This is a genomic window from Neobacillus sp. (assembly GCF_031988165.1).
Classification (GTDB): domain Bacteria; phylum Bacillota; class Bacilli; order Bacillales; family Cytobacillaceae; genus Neobacillus; species Neobacillus rhizosphaerae.
On record NZ_DALZYO010000017.1, the window covers coordinates 45,630 to 61,704 of the forward strand.

General features: G+C 35.4%; 15 protein-coding genes and 1 pseudogene. 3 read left to right on the top strand and 13 right to left on the bottom strand.

What is annotated here, in order from left to right; genetic code table 11:
• Positions 1-272 precede the first annotated feature (272 nt).
• From RTR43_RS12095 to RTR43_RS12115, 5 genes are all read right to left on the bottom strand, one after another.
• The gene (locus RTR43_RS12095; RefSeq protein WP_312472193.1) at positions 273-1,295 is read right to left on the bottom strand and encodes a DUF4179 domain-containing protein; all 1,023 of its coding nucleotides are present in this window, start codon (positions 1,293-1,295) and stop codon (positions 273-275) included.
• Positions 1,288-1,821: a sigma-70 family RNA polymerase sigma factor gene (locus tag RTR43_RS12100; RefSeq protein WP_312472194.1), complete on the bottom strand. Its 534-nt coding sequence runs from the start codon at positions 1,819-1,821 to the stop codon at positions 1,288-1,290. Before RTR43_RS12100 ends, RTR43_RS12095 begins: the two co-directional genes overlap by 8 nt.
• Positions 1,822-2,077: 256 nt before the next feature.
• Entirely contained in the window at positions 2,078-3,415 is a 1,338-nt protein-coding gene (locus tag RTR43_RS12105) for a DUF4179 domain-containing protein (RefSeq protein ID WP_312472197.1), read from the bottom strand.
• A 9-nt stretch (positions 3,416-3,424) separates the two neighbouring features.
• On the bottom strand, positions 3,425-3,973 hold the full coding sequence (locus tag RTR43_RS12110) for a sigma-70 family RNA polymerase sigma factor (protein WP_312472296.1): 549 nt from the start codon (positions 3,971-3,973) through the stop codon (positions 3,425-3,427).
• 225 nt (positions 3,974-4,198) lie between these two features.
• The gene (locus tag RTR43_RS12115) at positions 4,199-5,074 is read right to left on the bottom strand and encodes an alkaline phosphatase family protein (protein WP_312472199.1); all 876 of its coding nucleotides are present in this window, start codon (positions 5,072-5,074) and stop codon (positions 4,199-4,201) included.
• A 224-nt stretch (positions 5,075-5,298) separates the two neighbouring features.
• Here RTR43_RS12115 and RTR43_RS12120 point away from each other — a divergent pair, with 224 nt between their 5' ends.
• Complete coding sequence (locus tag RTR43_RS12120) at positions 5,299-6,543, top strand: aminopeptidase (protein ID WP_312472201.1); 1,245 nt, start codon at positions 5,299-5,301, stop codon at positions 6,541-6,543.
• A 298-nt stretch (positions 6,544-6,841) separates the two neighbouring features.
• On the opposite strand, the gene RTR43_RS12125 is transcribed toward RTR43_RS12120, so the two are convergent.
• From RTR43_RS12125 to RTR43_RS12145, 4 genes are all read right to left on the bottom strand, one after another.
• A complete protein-coding gene (locus RTR43_RS12125) occupies positions 6,842-7,693 on the bottom strand; it encodes an alpha/beta fold hydrolase (RefSeq protein ID WP_312472202.1) in 852 nt (283 codons plus the stop codon).
• Between the two features lie 238 nt (positions 7,694-7,931).
• Positions 7,932-8,678 (bottom strand): formylglycine-generating enzyme family protein, encoded by a 747-nt coding sequence (locus RTR43_RS12130; protein ID WP_312472204.1) that lies wholly within the window; start codon positions 8,676-8,678, stop codon positions 7,932-7,934.
• Between the two features lie 597 nt (positions 8,679-9,275).
• Positions 9,276-9,797, bottom strand: coding sequence for a DinB family protein (locus tag RTR43_RS12140; protein WP_312472205.1), 522 nt, complete (start codon positions 9,795-9,797; stop codon positions 9,276-9,278).
• Positions 9,798-9,915: 118 nt separating this feature from the next.
• On the bottom strand, positions 9,916-10,425 hold the full coding sequence (locus RTR43_RS12145; protein WP_312472206.1) for a GNAT family N-acetyltransferase: 510 nt from the start codon (positions 10,423-10,425) through the stop codon (positions 9,916-9,918).
• 160 nt (positions 10,426-10,585) lie between these two features.
• Here RTR43_RS12145 and RTR43_RS12150 point away from each other — a divergent pair.
• A pseudogene (locus RTR43_RS12150) lies at positions 10,586-10,725 on the top strand (LysE family translocator); the annotation flags it as partial.
• A gap of 267 nt (positions 10,726-10,992) precedes the next feature.
• Here the strand turns inward: RTR43_RS12150 and RTR43_RS12155 are convergent.
• The gene (locus tag RTR43_RS12155; protein ID WP_312472207.1) at positions 10,993-11,661 is read right to left on the bottom strand and encodes an O-methyltransferase; all 669 of its coding nucleotides are present in this window, start codon (positions 11,659-11,661) and stop codon (positions 10,993-10,995) included.
• 126 nt (positions 11,662-11,787) lie between these two features.
• Here RTR43_RS12155 and RTR43_RS12160 point away from each other — a divergent pair, with 126 nt between their 5' ends.
• On the top strand, positions 11,788-12,675 hold the full coding sequence (locus RTR43_RS12160) for a LysR family transcriptional regulator (protein ID WP_312472208.1): 888 nt from the start codon (positions 11,788-11,790) through the stop codon (positions 12,673-12,675).
• A gap of 138 nt (positions 12,676-12,813) precedes the next feature.
• On the opposite strand, the gene RTR43_RS12165 is transcribed toward RTR43_RS12160, so the two are convergent.
• The 3 genes from RTR43_RS12165 to RTR43_RS12175 form a co-directional block, all read right to left on the bottom strand.
• The gene (locus RTR43_RS12165; protein ID WP_312472209.1) at positions 12,814-13,665 is read right to left on the bottom strand and encodes a leucine-rich repeat domain-containing protein; all 852 of its coding nucleotides are present in this window, start codon (positions 13,663-13,665) and stop codon (positions 12,814-12,816) included.
• A 186-nt stretch (positions 13,666-13,851) separates the two neighbouring features.
• Positions 13,852-15,108 carry an ATP-binding protein gene (locus tag RTR43_RS12170; RefSeq protein ID WP_312472212.1) on the bottom strand — a complete coding sequence of 419 codons (1,257 nt, stop codon included), beginning with the start codon at positions 15,106-15,108 and terminating at the stop codon, positions 13,852-13,854.
• 351 nt (positions 15,109-15,459) lie between these two features.
• Positions 15,460-15,915: a PAS domain-containing protein gene (locus tag RTR43_RS12175; RefSeq protein ID WP_312472215.1), complete on the bottom strand. Its 456-nt coding sequence runs from the start codon at positions 15,913-15,915 to the stop codon at positions 15,460-15,462.
• Between the last annotated feature and the right edge of the window lie 160 nt (positions 15,916-16,075).

Consider the following 16,075-nt stretch of genomic DNA (forward strand, 5'->3'; position numbering starts at 1 on the left):
TTTGGTATGCCAGACATACCAAGGCTTCCAACGTTTTAATCAAACGTTTGTTTAGTTTTTCCATGCCAGTCATACCAACGCTTCCAGCGTTTTAATCAAACGTTTGATTAGTTTTTTGGACTGGTTTGTTACTTGTTTACGTCCTGATAATTTTTCATTAATTCTTATAAGAAAGATAATAGGAAACATTTTCTGTGTTCCTTCAATACTGAAGTTCTCCACACCATGCTCTCAACCATTTGCTCAAATATGAAAACTGATTCTAATTACCTTTATTTCTTTTTATCCAAAGGAACGACAAGTTCTAATTCCTTTATTTCTTCATTAAACCCTTCATTGTTTATATCTGCTGGCTTGAGTGTGAGTGATTCTGGTATCGTATCCATTGGAGGCAATGTCAGAACCATATGGTGGCCGTAGTTTCCAGCCATGCCTGTTTGCAGTTTTAGTCGATCATATACGCGGCCATGATTATCAACTACAGAGAATTCAAACCATTTCCATGTATCGTTTTCGTCCAATTCAGTGGGGTAATCGACCGTTACGTCTATTCTTGTTGAAAGAGGTGTAAATGTTACTTTGTCAGCTGTTAACGTATAAACTCCGTTACCCTTTTCAGTTTTCACACCGGGATAGAACTCGTGCATATCACCTTTTACTTTTTCAAGTGGGAAGTCCACCTTCCATTTACCTTTATGGCCAAACAAATCTTCCCCATGGACAGCTATCTCAATTTTGTCGCCGTATTCATCGTAATTAGCAAGCGTGAATTGGTGATGCTCAATAATCGTTTTTGAGTTAATGGAATCCTGTCCAGTTGAGCCGATCGCTGATTTAAATGGTTGTCCATTAATCGTTACATAATTAAAGCCGACATTTCCTTCCTTGAGTGAAAGTTCTTTCTCTCCTGTATACACAACCGTTACGATTAACCGGCCGCCATCGTAAGCGGCTTCTTTCACTGTCATTGTTAGGCCATTATGACTATCCTGTTTTTCAATCACTGTCGCAAGTTTGTCCCGCTTTATTTTGTCAGATGCAATATCACTGAACTCAGCATAAATCGGCCCGATGAGTGGTATATTTGATAACGCTGCAGCCATTCCCGATGAAACAAATCCAGAGCCGAATAAGGTAATACATAAACCGCATGCTATTAGAATCGAGTGCTTCGTTGTTCTGCCAACCTTATGCCTTTTCTTGGCATAGGACATAGCTGTCTTCTCTCTCGCTATTAATTTCTCAAGAGGTACTTCAATTTTATCGATAGATTGATTAAAGTATTCTTTATTCATAAATATAGCCCTCCTTTAAAATTGGCCTTAATTCTTTTTGCACTCGATGTAAGTGTGATTTTACTGTTCCTTCCGGGTAATTCATAATGGCGGCAATTTCCTTAATGGAAAAATCGTGATAATACCTCAATAAAATAATTGTCTTGTATTTTGGATCCAAATATTTTAAGGCTTTGGATAAATCTATTGAATGGGCTATGTAATCAACGCTTTCTTTAGAAATTAATTCAGCAAATATCTCCTCATTATCTGTAGTAAAATGCCGCGATTCTTTTCGAACAAAATCAATACACTTGAAAACTAGTATCCTTGTAATCCAACTTTGAAAACTCTCCGCCTTTTTTAATTTTTTTAGTGAAATGTAGGCTTTGTAAATCGTTTCTTGATAAATATCAAGAGCATCTTGTTCATTTCTAACGTATGAATAGGCAGTCCTATACAATTTAGAGCGAACAGAACTAATCAGTTGTTCAAATGCTTCATCATTACCCTTCTTCGCCTTTTCTACTAATTTTGCTATTTCCATTGTTGCATTTCCCCTCCTTTTCATCATTAAGTCGAATGAGAAAGTGGAAACGTTGCATAATAATGAACTAAAAAATTATTTATCTATCTAAAGATCCATTGCTATCAACCCACGGTTCACTTTCCAATTCATCGATGTACATTTTATCCTAACACAACTCCTTTTTGGAATATTTACCATTTCGTTGTATTAATCCGTGAAAAAGAGTCAGTCCCCCGCGACTTTAACGCAACGGGGGACTGACCTTTTTAGTTTATTATTTAATTTCTATAGTAAATGCCTGGTCATAGTAAACAGTGTTAGGATTAAACACATTGAGCTCCTTGTTCAAAAGACTTTCGTTAAAAACTAACACTGATTCCTTTCCTTTCGGCGACTTAATGCTTTCGTTTAAAACCCTATTATGCATCATACCATCTTCGTCTACTAATAGAATGGGCAAATAATCATTAACAGGATAATCTGAAATATAGTATAGATAGGTTTTACCATCTTTCTCGAATACTTTTGTAATCGTTAGGTTTTTATCTTGATTCAAAGGAACAGTCGTTGTCCCTTCTTTGTTTAACCGAACACCTGATTTCATGACAAAACCACTGTGTAATTTATCTAGCCTATATGGAATGACCGTAATCGATTTTGGTACGCCTCCGGCATTTTCGAAATAACTTTGGCTAGCCATCTTACCAGTAGTATATTCTCTTGCTTGCCCACCAAGCCATTTCCTTGTTTCTCCGTCATTATCCACAACAATATAATCAAGATTGGAATATTTCTCATCTACTATACCTTGTAAATAGATCCTCATTGGGGTCACAACCACTTTTTCTAGTTCTGTATTCGGGAAAAGAGATGATAAATCCTTATTTATTGTTACTTCCTTTACAAAGTCCTTTGCTTTTTGCGTTACAATTGGCAGATCAAATGCCCATTTACCAAAAATGTCCCCATCTGGCCCCCCCAGTTTGTCGATATGTAACTGAAGGGTAAATTGATCGGGAAGTTTAGCAACATCAATGGTTTCCGGTTTCTTCTCGTTTCTGACTTTCCGATCAAGGCTTCCCGACGTAACTGTAAAACGGGTGACACCCTCATAAATTTTATGAGCTTTATCCTGGAATTCCCCGTATTCATCTCTCGCTTCTACCAATCCTTCACTTTCACCATTAATAGAGGTGCTATCTGAAAATAGAGTTGGTTTCGTAACAAATGCCGTTTTGCCTTCCACTTTATAGGAAACTAACAATTCAACCCCATCAAAAACAGTGTTTGTAATGGTGATATTTGTGCCATTACTTTCTTTAGAAAGGGTAGACTCCTCCATCACTTTTTCATACCCATTATCCAATTGGAAATGCTTTTGGATTGAATTAAGAATCGGAATATTATCGGCCAATGTCTGAATGTTGATTGTCAGAAATACGGCTGCTCCAACCGCCAGAATCGAGGCAGCAACAAGTCTACCTGGATTCCTTTTCTTTTTTTTAGGCAAACTTTCTAAAGTCGTAAGGATTTTCCCTTCAGTACCGCTTGGAATCATCACTCGTTCCTTTAAGAGACATTCTTTTATTTGTTCATCAAATTCGTTGCTCATATTCAGGGTTCACTCCTTTTCTCCCTCGCTAAATTTTAAACGTTTTTGCAGCAATACTCTGGCTGTTGAAAGTCTCGATCTTACTGTTCCTTCAGGGATTTTTAGCAGCCTAGCAATATCTTTTGTTGTCAAATCTTCATAATAAAATAGAACCGTAACGGATTTGAGTTCATCCTTCAAAGAATATATAGCTGCTTGAATATCCATATCTTGATAAGAGTCTTCATGAATGCCTACTTCTTTAGATACATTTTCAAGTGATATGACTTTCTTTTTGGCCCTTAATGTATCATTACATTGATTAATAAGGATGCGAATTAACCATGTTTTAAAATACCTATCTTTCTTGAGTCGTTTAATTTGTTCGTAGGCTTTCATAATCGTCATCTGCATAGCATCTTCGACATCTGCTTCATGTTTTAGCATGGCTTTGGCCACGCGATATAAATTTGTTTTGTTCTCTTGGATTAAGTATATAAATGCTTCTTTATCACCTTGCTTAGCTAAAGAGACATAATCATTTTTTCCATTTATTGTTTTTCCAGCATTCAAAACCATTGCTTTCACATATTTCCCTCCTTTCTCTGTGCTTATTAGATGGATGGGGAAGAAGAATTGTTCAATTTATTTTAGGATTGAGAGCTCGTATAGAACGATTATCTATTCATATGGAATTAATTTTACCAGTAATCATTGCCATTGCTGGCCGTAGATTCTCTGGATTACGAACTCTACAGATATCTAAATGCAAAAAAGTGCTTCTTTTAAAAGCACTTTTTTGTGTTATTTCCATATTTTCATAATGGGTTCGACCGTCTTACTTTCCCCCGCATGAGCTAAACTGTATAGATCCTCGATGGTTCTTAAAAGGTTATAGTGATTTAACTTTTCATCAAATTGGCCTGTCTTTACCATTGGTCCGACAAAAAAGGTCGCGATTTTGTTGTCTTGTGAATAATCGTCCTCGTCCCAGGTCACAATCAATAAACTGTTATGATTTTTCGCCCATTGGACATAAGGATTGATCTTTTCCTTCAGCCAATCGTCTGCTTCCTTTATCGTTCCATCATGCATGTCATTCCGAAGATTCGGTATAACAAATGAAACCGTCGGCAGTTTGGTAAAATCCTTTGGAAAGTTCGTCAATGGCTGATTTACTTCTTTTGGTACATTTGTGAAGTTTACCCAAGGATTATGCTTACGGGCATAACCTCCGGGACCAGTTGATGCCCCATTATAGCCAGTGGAAGGCTGATCTTCTGAATAGCCAACAAATGAATAATTTTTAGCAATCAACTCACTGGCCAAATTATCTGTAGAAAATTTCGTTTTTGGAACTTTATCATTTGTCACACCTTGGTTTGACCCGGAGAACAAGTCCAAATAGTTAGGCTGACTTGGGTGTTCAATAGCATGGAAGTTCGTTAAATTTGCTCCCTGCTTCATTAGTGAGTTGATATAGGGAGCAGACGGATTCCCTTCAATCGCTTTTTGTGACCGATTTTCTTCGACAACAATAACGATATGATCAATTTTTGGAAGCACCCCTGTTACCGGAATAGTCTTTTCAGCTGGAGCCTGATTCTTAGACTGACTTGGCGCACAAGCACTTACAATGATGACGACTAATAAGAGGAGAAATTCCCATTTTCTGAACAAATTAATGCCTTCTTTCTTTTCAATTCTTTATCTTATTATTAGCAAAAGAATATTAAAAAGACCAGCATCTATGGAAAAAAAAGGGTCAATCGCTACCACGTGAGCCACGCCGTGCTACAATTTCCGCTCGATTACTTACTGCGTTTTACCTCACTTACCTGCAGAAAATTATGTATATCTGTGCTAGTATGGTTGATAGGAATAAACTATTGGGGGTAAAGAAAATGGTCCTAGCAAATTTTAATGAAAACTTACAAAAATATGCACAACTTTTAGTGGCAAAAGGCATTAATGTTCAACCTGGTGATTGGGTAAAAATGACCATTACCGTTGATCAAGCTCCTTTAGCCCGTTTAATCACCAAAGAGGCTTATGCATTAGGTGCTGAAAAGGTCATCGTCAAATGGTCAGACGATGAAATTAGTAAACAACATTACTTACATCAACCTGTCGAAGTGTTGACCGACATTCCTGAATACGAAATTCAAGAATCCGAAGACCATGTATTAAATCATCGCGTAAGTCGTCTTTCTATTGTATCAAGTGATCCAGGCTTATTGAATGAAGTCGATCCTGCTAAAATTGCTGCCTATCAAAATGTTGCTGGAAAGGCGTTCCATGCCCAACGTATTGCAACGCAAAATGATGATTTGAAATGGACCGTTGCCGCTGCAGCTGGCGCTGGTTGGGCTGCACAAGTGTTCCCTGACATGAACACTTCCGAAGAACAAGTCGATGCCTTATGGGATCAAATCTTTAAAACTTGTCGTGTCTATTCGGATGACCCAATTGCTGCCTGGGATGAACATAAAAAAACGTTGAATGAAAAAGCAGCGAAATTAAATGAAATCCAATTTGATGCTTTGCACTACACAGCACCTGGTACGGATTTAACTTTAGGCTTACCAAAGAACCATATTTGGGCAAGTGCAGAAAGTAGTAATCCAAAAGGGGATGAATTTATAGCCAACATGCCTACAGAAGAAGTCTACACGGCACCTGATACACATCGCATGGAAGGTGTTGTACGTAGCACAAAACCACTAAGCTATGCTGGTACATTAATTGAAGGCATTGAAGTGCACTTTAAAGATGGAAAAATTGTAGATATTTCTGCTGAAAAAGGGGATGAAACCATTAAGAAATTGGTTTTTGACAACGAAGGCGGAACTGGCTTGGGTGAAGTTGCTCTCGTTCCAGACCCATCTCCCATTTCTCAATCTGGCATTACCTTCTTTACGACTCTATTTGATGAGAATGCATCCAATCACTTAGCAATCGGTGCAGCTTACCCTACTACCATTCAAGGTGGTACGAAAATGAGTCAAGAAGAATTATTAGAACATGGTATGAATACTTCCATTGTTCACGTTGACTTCATGATTGGTTCTAACAAGATGGATATTGACGGCATCAAACAGGATGGCACCATTGTTCCTATCTTCCGTAATGGAGACTGGGCATTTTAGACCTTAACGACAATCGATTGATTCCAAAAGTCCCGAGAAAAGAGCCAGTTTCCTGCTGCTTTAAAGCTGCTGGAAACTGGCTCTTTCTTTACTCTGCAAGTTGCATAGAAAAAACCAACGCCACTATTTTTACAGAAAAAATGGCAATTAATTAAGCAATTAAAATCTGTACCAGCGACGATTACGATTTTCGTTTTCTAAACAACATGATTAACCTAACAAAAGGGAACATCCATCAACATAAAAAAACACTAAGAAAAATCTACTTAGTGTTTTTTCGTAATCATAGATGAAATCTTTATTTGCCCTCACAAATCCACTTGATTAGTTCTCTGTCAAAGGATTGAGGTTCTTCAAACATCGGATTATGCCCACTATGTTCAAAAATCACTTTTTTCACGTTTTTATTCGTGTCATCAATAGCATCCCAAAGTGAAACAGGCGCTACCAAATAATCATATCTTCCTAAACCAATAAATACTGGTTTATTGAAAGTGTTCAGGGACTGTATAAGATTTAGTTCTCCGAACGCCTCTCCCCACAGATAATCTATGATTGGCATATTCGTATATACGCCTTCCCACATGTAAGCTGCATCAAATGTATAGTCATAAAAACTTTGCGCCCCCATACGAATACACATGTGGACAAATCGCCGCTCAGGGTCTTTCTGGATGTCACTTTCTAATAGAGCAATATCCTTTTCAAACTGCCTCTTTCTTTCTGGGCTTGCAGTCTCATTAAAAAATGCAAAGCTTTGACGCTGCCTTTTCTGACTATTTGTAGGTGCTGAATTTAACAAGACAACTTTTTGAACATGTTCAGGATATTTTCTTGCATATTCCAAAGCCATGAAAGCGTGTCCTGAGTGCCCCAATATAATAAAATCTGTTAAGCAAAGAGTTTGCCTTGCTATTTCTATGTCATCTAACACTTTGTCCAATGTATAATCTTCTGACTCCAGAACCCGGGGCGGCTTCACAAATCCTCTATGATCAAGGAAAATAAACTGGAATGTTTCATATAAATCTTCCGAGAATAGGTGAGGATAATACACGCTGCTGCCTACCACCAATATGGGTCTTCCGGTTCCCTTTATACAATAATTCAGTTTAAATCCATCACTGCTTATACTTTGATATTTGTTCATTGTAATAGTCCTCTTTTCTTTTTTTTTGAGAAGAGCTACTAATAAAGTAAAAGCTCTCCTTTACAACACTTCCTTTCTTCCTCTTAATTCCCAAACATTCTCCATAGAGCGTTCTAACACTTTACATCACCTCTAGCACGTTTTTTCCTTTAATTAAGGATACTTTAGCATAAAACAAACTGACACACAAAGCTCCAAATGGAGTCCTTAATTTTAATTATATATATTAATTCAGAAATCAAATGATTGATCTAGCAATTCTAAATCCGATATCATCTATATAAAAATCAGGCATACTCTTACGGCGACAAGTAGCTCCACATCCACGTTCTTCTTCCGCCCAACTTCCTCCGCGAATTATTCTGTAAGTACCAAAGGTCTCTTCATCGTATAAGTCCCAACACCACTCCCAAACATTCCCAACCATATCATACAAGCCCCATTCATTAGGCATTTTCTCACCAACTTTGTGTACTCGTTCGTTAGAATTATCTTTATACCAAGCAATTTCATCAATTTCACCATACCGATATCCTCTTGATTTTGCCTTACATGCATATTGCCATTCAGCATCTGTCGGTAAACGAAAACCATTAGTACCATAATTGCAAACAACTTCTTTACTTTCATTATCAAAATCATAAAACTTGTCATAGCCCAGCGCATCAGACAGTAAATTACAAAAATTCACTGCATCTATCCATGAAATATTAACAACAGGTTTTCGAGCCTCAGTCGTTGTTACAGATTTCTTTCCCATAATAATCTCATAGAATTCTTCTGTCACCGTATATTTGGCAAGATAAAATGGCTCTATCTCAACATTCCAAATAACTTCCTTTAAATTTTTTCTAATACCCGGCATTCCAAATTTATAGTTTGAACTAATCCATTTTTGCTCGTTTCGAAAATCTCGTAGGCGAGTTTCTCCTTCAGGAATATACACCATTAAATCTTTTAAGTAGTCATTTAAGTTAGCTAACATTGCCCTCTCCTAGTCTTGAATTAATGTTTTTGACACTTCTTTCATAGCAAAAACTCTTGCAAGAATATTATGGTGTTTTATTCTGATTCATCTTGAATAAAATTGCCCGTTTATTGAAGATTCGATTGCCGAATTTTCTATACAATTATTATAATCAATGTTTAAAAAAGCCGACACTATATTCAAGTATCGGCTTCATATTAAAGAACTTTATTATCTTTTAAACGACTTGATAATAAATGAATCAACTTTATTATTCGTAAACATTTTCTAATCCATTATTTTAGTATCATTTAAACAAAAAGTTTTACGATCATGGATTGAGCAAATAAAAATATAAGCCATCCTCCCATCCCTAAACCTAACGAAACAAAAAGATGTAGAGAATGATGTAGAGATATTCCAATAATCACCAACATAACCACTGTTGCAGGAATTCCCCACACCACCCCTAAAGCAAATTTACTTAATGTTTCTACATGCTCCCCCTGCACGTAAAGTCAAATAATGCTCAAATGTTAACGATAGGTAAAAGAATCCATTATAATCAAGGCTTGATTAAAATGGATTCCCGAATTATATGCTATTTTATCGCTTTTATAATAAATTTTTATACTTCCTAAGCAATTGGAAAATTTGACCCCTATGATGTGATTCATGTTCAATCAAATGGTATACAACCCACTCAGGTGTAACGTCATAATGTTCAAGTACCCTCGGTTTACGCCAATCCGTTAGGTCCATTGAACGAAAGTGGGAAAGAAATACTTCACGCACCTTATTAAGTCGGTAAAAATGTTCTTCTAAACTTTGACCCTCAATGTGAGTCATTGAGCCGTCTTCAGTACGGTCTTCTAACGGAAACAACGAGCGTATTTCGGGATCCCATTCAGCACCAAGGACTTCAACATATAACCAATCCGCCTCGATCAATGCAATGTGATATAACAGCGAGCCAATGGTTTGTCTTTCATCCATTTTTGTATCGAGTACACTTTGGCTGATTCCAGTTATTTCTGTTATAAGAGTACGGCGAACATCTTCTAAACACCATATCCATCGGCCAATTTCTTGTTCATATTCTGGTAATGGAGATACCAGTAATGCTCTTCTCTCCAACGAGACCATCCTCCTCTTATTCAACTACTTACATTCTCTTGGCAATCCAAATCATTCCAACTATGTGTTGATCGTGAAAGATAGAGAATAAGTGATTAAACTCGGATTCCCAATCAGGTTAACAGAGGCTTTTGTAATAGATAATAGTTGCCTGTGATTCACCATTTGTCGATTTCACATAGTTGGGAATCCGTCCAGCACGAATAAAACCTATTGAAAGATACAGGTGGTTAGAAGGATCTCCCTCTCTTGTATCGAGAACTAATAATGACCTGTCCTCCTGCTTTGCTCTTTCCTCAGCCTTCTGCATTAGTGATTTACTAATACCATTTCGTCGATAATGAGGGTGTGTCATTAATTTTGCGATATCGGCTCTGTGACCACCGTTCTGCTTCGTACATAAATGTACTTGTACACTTCCGACTATCTGATTGCTTATTTTAGCGACAAATAGAATTATTTCAGGGTTTAATACGTTTTCCCAATATTTTTTAGCCTCTGAAAGTTTCAATGGTGGTAAAAAGCCAATAGATGCACCATCTTCTACTACTTGTATCAGAAGTTCTGAAAGCTCATCAAGATGTTCTCCAACTGTTTTTAATTGTTCTATTTTAATAGCACTAACCAATACAAACACCTCATCATCATATAATATCCTACCACCTCAATTTAACTGGAAGAACTATTTGCTTACAACAACACTGTTAGATATTCTTACATGCATTTTATTACATAGTTCGGCTTCATAACAAAAAAACCTTCACGATTTGTCCCATTAAAAAAAGGGATTATTTTACACCATTAAGATTGTTGGTGTTATTTATCTCGTATAACTAGGATTAAAATGGTACTTGATAAGAAAAATGTAGCCTTTCAAGCTTCATCTCATAAATTGATCAATAGAAAGATATATATAACAGGAATGATTTTTAATGGTATGAGGTTAATGCTAAAAAACCCCTTCTGAATTTGAAGGGATTTTGCTTATTCTTTAGTTAATCTAAAAAGTTATTTCACTTGTTTCTTTTATTGTTTATGATCTAGGCTAATTTATTCTAATCAAGGGTAAAACATGCTCTTAAAATTTTTAAAAAATTATTCTTGTGAAAAAAGTTGATCAATTTTCTAGCAGTGTTCTTCAATATTGCCATCCACTCATATTCTAATGTCGATCAGAAATTCACTTAATATGAGTTTATTTTACAACGCTAATCACAAAACCGTCATACCCTTTAGTACCAACTGTTTGAATAGCTGTAGACTCGATTCGAGGTTCGTTTGCCAATAAATCCATAAATTGGCGTATTCCCTGCACTCGTTCATCTTTACTTTTTTCGTCAATTACTTCTCCGTTTCGTACTACATTATCAGCAATAATGAGGGCCCCTGACTTAGCCAATTTTAATGCCCATTTTAAATAATGTGGATTATTGGGTTTATCTGCATCGATAAAGATTAAGTCAAATGGGGTTACTCCTTTTTCTTTTAAGTCAGGCAAAGTATCAAGTGCCTTTCCTACAATTACTTCTACTTTATTCTGACAGCCTGCATGTCGAATATTCTGCTCAGCTATTTTTGCATGCTCTTGTTCAACTTCAAGTGTGTATACTTTTCCTGTTTCAGGTAGCGCACGTGCAAGCCATATACTGCTGTAACCACCAAGGGTACCGATTTCTAATACATTCCTTGCTCCCGAAATTTTAGCTAATAAATACAACAGCTTTCCTTGTGTTGGTGACACATCAATTTCTGGTATGGTAGCCTCTTTATTTGTCCTTAATACATGTTGTAGAGTTGAATCAAATGGGATTAGTTTATCAATGAAATACTCATCCATTTCACTCCATATTAAGTCATTACCCATGATTATATCTCCTTTATCTATCTTTTTTATCATTCTTATAAGTATAGTTTATGATAAAATAAATCATAAATATAATATATTATTTTTACATACCTATAATTTTTATTTATAAGTCGGAGTGATAAAATGAATATCCATGGACTTAGGCTGTTTTACCAAGTAGCTATTACTGGTAGTTTCACTAAAGCAGCTGAATTGATGCGAATCAGTCAACCTGCTGTTTCCAGCCAGATAAAAAAGTTCGAACAGGAAATAGGGATTCCCTTATTTAAGCAACATGGACGAGGTGTTCTATTAACGGAGTTCGGGAAAGAGTTAGCGGAAAAAGGACATAATTTTTTTGCTTTTGAAGAACATATTGAATCATTTATTGAAGATTATCGTCTTGCCAAGAAAGGAAAAATTCATATTGTTGCTACCTATTTACCTGCTAATTTCTTGATTCCTAAATGGGCAGCTACTTTTAAGGCAGCAAATGAAGATGTCGATTTAGTTATTACAACAACGAATACTAAAGAAGCATTTGAGCAACTAAAGCAATATAAAGCAGATGTTGCCATATATGGAGGAGGTATTTCGGAAAGACCAGAGGAAGTTGAATGGGAAGAATTACTTGAAGATGAGCTTTGGTTTGTTGTTTCTCCTAAACATCCATTTGCAAATCAACGCATTTCATTAGCTGAAATGGTGAAGGAACCTTTTATTATGCGTGAAGAAGGAAGCTCAATGAGAGAACATCTTTTTTCACTATGTCAAACCTACCAAGTAAAACCACCCAAGGTAGCGTTGCAATTCAACGGATTAAATGAAACAATTCGTTCAGTAATGGCGGGCTATGGAGCAAATTTTATATCATCCCTTGTTGTACGTGAATATGTTGAAAATAATCAATTAGCAAGAGTACATGTCCAAGACATCCATGTTACCCATAAAATAGCGATTTGCACAAGAAAAAGCGAGAAACAAAGCTTGCTAGTAACCAAATTTATTGATACTTGTAAAAAAACCCTTTAATGGAAAGTTGAACATTCCGTTAAAGGGTTTTTTAGGTGATGCATTTTGAAAATGGTATATTTAGATTAAGTTTGATTATTTTTAAATTCCATATAGAACTGGTGCACCCTTTTGTTAAATATATTAATGAAAGCTTGTTTATAAATAAACTATACACCCTTTTTCTTCTAACATTTTTAACCATTTCGGGATTTTCAAGTTATGGTTCCATCTTAAATCTAAGCGTTCTAACCCTTTAATTTCCATCAAAGAATCCGGCAATTCAATCAATTGATTACTCCTTAAATCTAATTCCAATAAATTTACTAGCTTTCCAATTCCATCGGGTAAAGTAGTCAATTGATTATTTCTCAAATTCAACCGTCTTAATTTTTTACATTGGTTGAGTGAATTCGGAAGTTGTTTTACTTTATTTTCTTCCATATCTAAAACTCGCAATAACGTCATATTTTCAAATATTTCTGGGAGAATGCTGAGTTGATTATTTTTCAGATGCAGCTCTCTCATATTGGTTAACCTGCTAAAGCTCTCAGGTATTTTATTAAGATTGTTATTCATTAAGCGTAACTCTATCAGGTTGGTTAATTCACCAATTTCTCTAGGTAACTCACTCAAATTATTATCACTTAGATTTAAATATTTTAACTTTTTAAGGCTTTTAATTTCAGGAGGTATCGTTTGGAATTTATTATTGTGAAGATATAAATAATCCTCTAAATTCACAAGATATTCTATTTCTGAAGGAATTATTTCAATCAGATTATGTCCTAAGTCCATCATTCTAAGTTCTTTCAAATTTTTTATATTAGCAGAAATTTTTTCAAGCTTATTCGCAGAAATATTTAACACTTTTAAATGGTTCATTTTATAGATTTTTTCTGGAATTTCTTTGAAATTATTATCAAAAAGATTTATATCCGTAATTTCATTCAGAGATAGGTCTATGTTTAGCAAAGAATTTAAATTAGCATGGGGTAAGTTGATTTCCATTTGATCTCCTCCTAAACTCAAGTCGGCTTTTAGCGACCAAGGACTGCGCCATACCTTTTTCGGTTGAATTGAACAACTATTTCTGGCCCTCCTATTTATATCAAGGTTTATTTACCAATTTCACTCTGCGAAAGTTGAGTTATTTATAATAAAGATTGATAATTTGTAAGTTATTATCGACATCTTTTATGAAGAAGGAAGAATAATAGAAAACTTTGTTCCCTTTCCTTTTTCGCTTTTTATTTCTATATCTCCATTTAATTCTTTAATAATCCCGTATGAAATCATAGTGCCTAGCCCGGTTCCCTTCTCTTTTAAAGAATAAAACGGCATAGCGATTCGCTTTATCTCCTCAAGCGACATTCCAATACCTGAATCAATAATATCAATCACAATATTATTCTTTATCCTTCTCACATTAATTCGTAGTTTCCCTCCATTAGTCATGGCTTCAATCCCATTTTTTGCAATGTTAATTAAACACCGTTTTATATTAACTGTGTTGGCATTAATATAAAGGGAACTAATAATATCGCATTCAACTTTAACATTATATAGGCTAGCCATCGGTAATATATCATCTATTACTTGATGGACGATTGATCTGATATCTAATAATTCTTTCACAACATTTTGTGGTTTTATAAGGGATAAATAATCGTTAATAACGAGTTGGGTGTTTTCTAACTCCATTAGTATGACTTGCATATATTCGTCTTTTTGTGTTTCGGAGATTTCGTTATTACTAAACATTTGCATAAATCCATATACCGTAGTCAACGGGTTCCTTATTTCATGAGCGATAGACGCAGCTAATTCACTAGTGACAATAAATTTTTCTGTACGGTGAATTTTTTCTTTCATTTTAAACCTTTCGATCATTCCTTCAATTAGATAAAGAGATAACAAAACAGTGAGAATATTGATTACTATAAAGTTGGATAAAAAGTGAATAAAATCAGGATGAACTTTAGCGCTTATCCGCATTTGGTTCATTAAAGCGAAGATGGAAAAGGAAATAGTGCAAAGAGAAATAAGCAATACGCTGAACAATATTCTTCTTTTTTTTAAAAAACCAGCTAGAAAATATTGTGATAGCATAGTAATGGAAGTGGCCATAAAATATACAATAACTGCAGGGAATACTCCGTTTCCACCCAAATAAAAACGGTAAGAAACAAATACAAAGGTGATGAAAATAAAGCTTCTAAATCCACCATAGAGAACGGCTAAAAGGATTGGGATAAGCCGTAAATCATATATGTATCCGGAATTAAACTTAAAGGGGAACGTCATACAAAGAACGATTGCAATAGATGCAAGAAAGGAAATTAATACATCATTACGTGCTTCTTTTCCATCTTTATCTAACCAAAATATTTGGTAGAAAAAAATACAAAGGATAATAATAAAGGCATTTATTAACAGTGTCGGTATCCCCATGCTCAGCGCCCCTAAATTGAGTGATAAGTATCTGAAAGGTATTAAAGTATAAAATGTTAAGATAATTATAAACAGTTTTTTATAAAAAAAAAGCAGGAAGTTGAAAATAAAGTAAAAAAAAATTCCGTTTCTGCGTACTCTTTTCACATTGCTAAAAGACTACAACTGCTCGGAATCGATTGTTTAACTCTTTATCTCCAATCGTGCCTATTTTAGCTTTATTTGATAGGATTTACTTACTTTTCCAGATTTCAAATAGAGTCATTGGATTAAGTGAATCTACATACATCGACAGGATTCTGGCCTCAAAATTGTTAACCAAACGTTTGATTAAAACAGCTACAATCTCTTTTAAATTAGTATCCGGTATTTGGCCTCGCTTTCAAGCAATGCTTCTTCAGCCTTTTTACGGTCTGTAATATCTCTGGCTATAACAGAGGTGCCAACGATATTCCCTACTGTATCTCGTATTGGGGAAGCTGTTAGACCTACCTGAACAAACGTACCATCTTTTCGGTTACGTACGGTCTCATATCCCGAAATTTTCTTTCCAGAGAATTTAATCTGTTGAAATATTTCTTTCGTCTCGTTTATTAAATTTTCAGGTACCAGGCAGTAGGGGTCATTTATCAGGTCTTGGTATATCCAGCCATAAATTTTTTCAAAGGCACTATTTACAAGAAGTATATTTCCCTGCAAGTCCCTAATAGAAATAGTGTCAGTCGTGGTTTCGACATGAGACTGAAGCAGTTCTTTCATGTGGATATATTCTTTACTTAGATCTGTTCGAAGAGTATCTTTATCCATTGAGTTATACCTGCCTTAAATAAAGATTATAATTAGATATATATATTCCATCTTTTTTGTAAAACTCCTTGGAATGTGAAAGAAAAAAATTCACTTTCGACTCCCCCTCACCCAAATCCGTATTCCACCTTTCGCTGTGACAATAAAGTCAAGGGCTGAC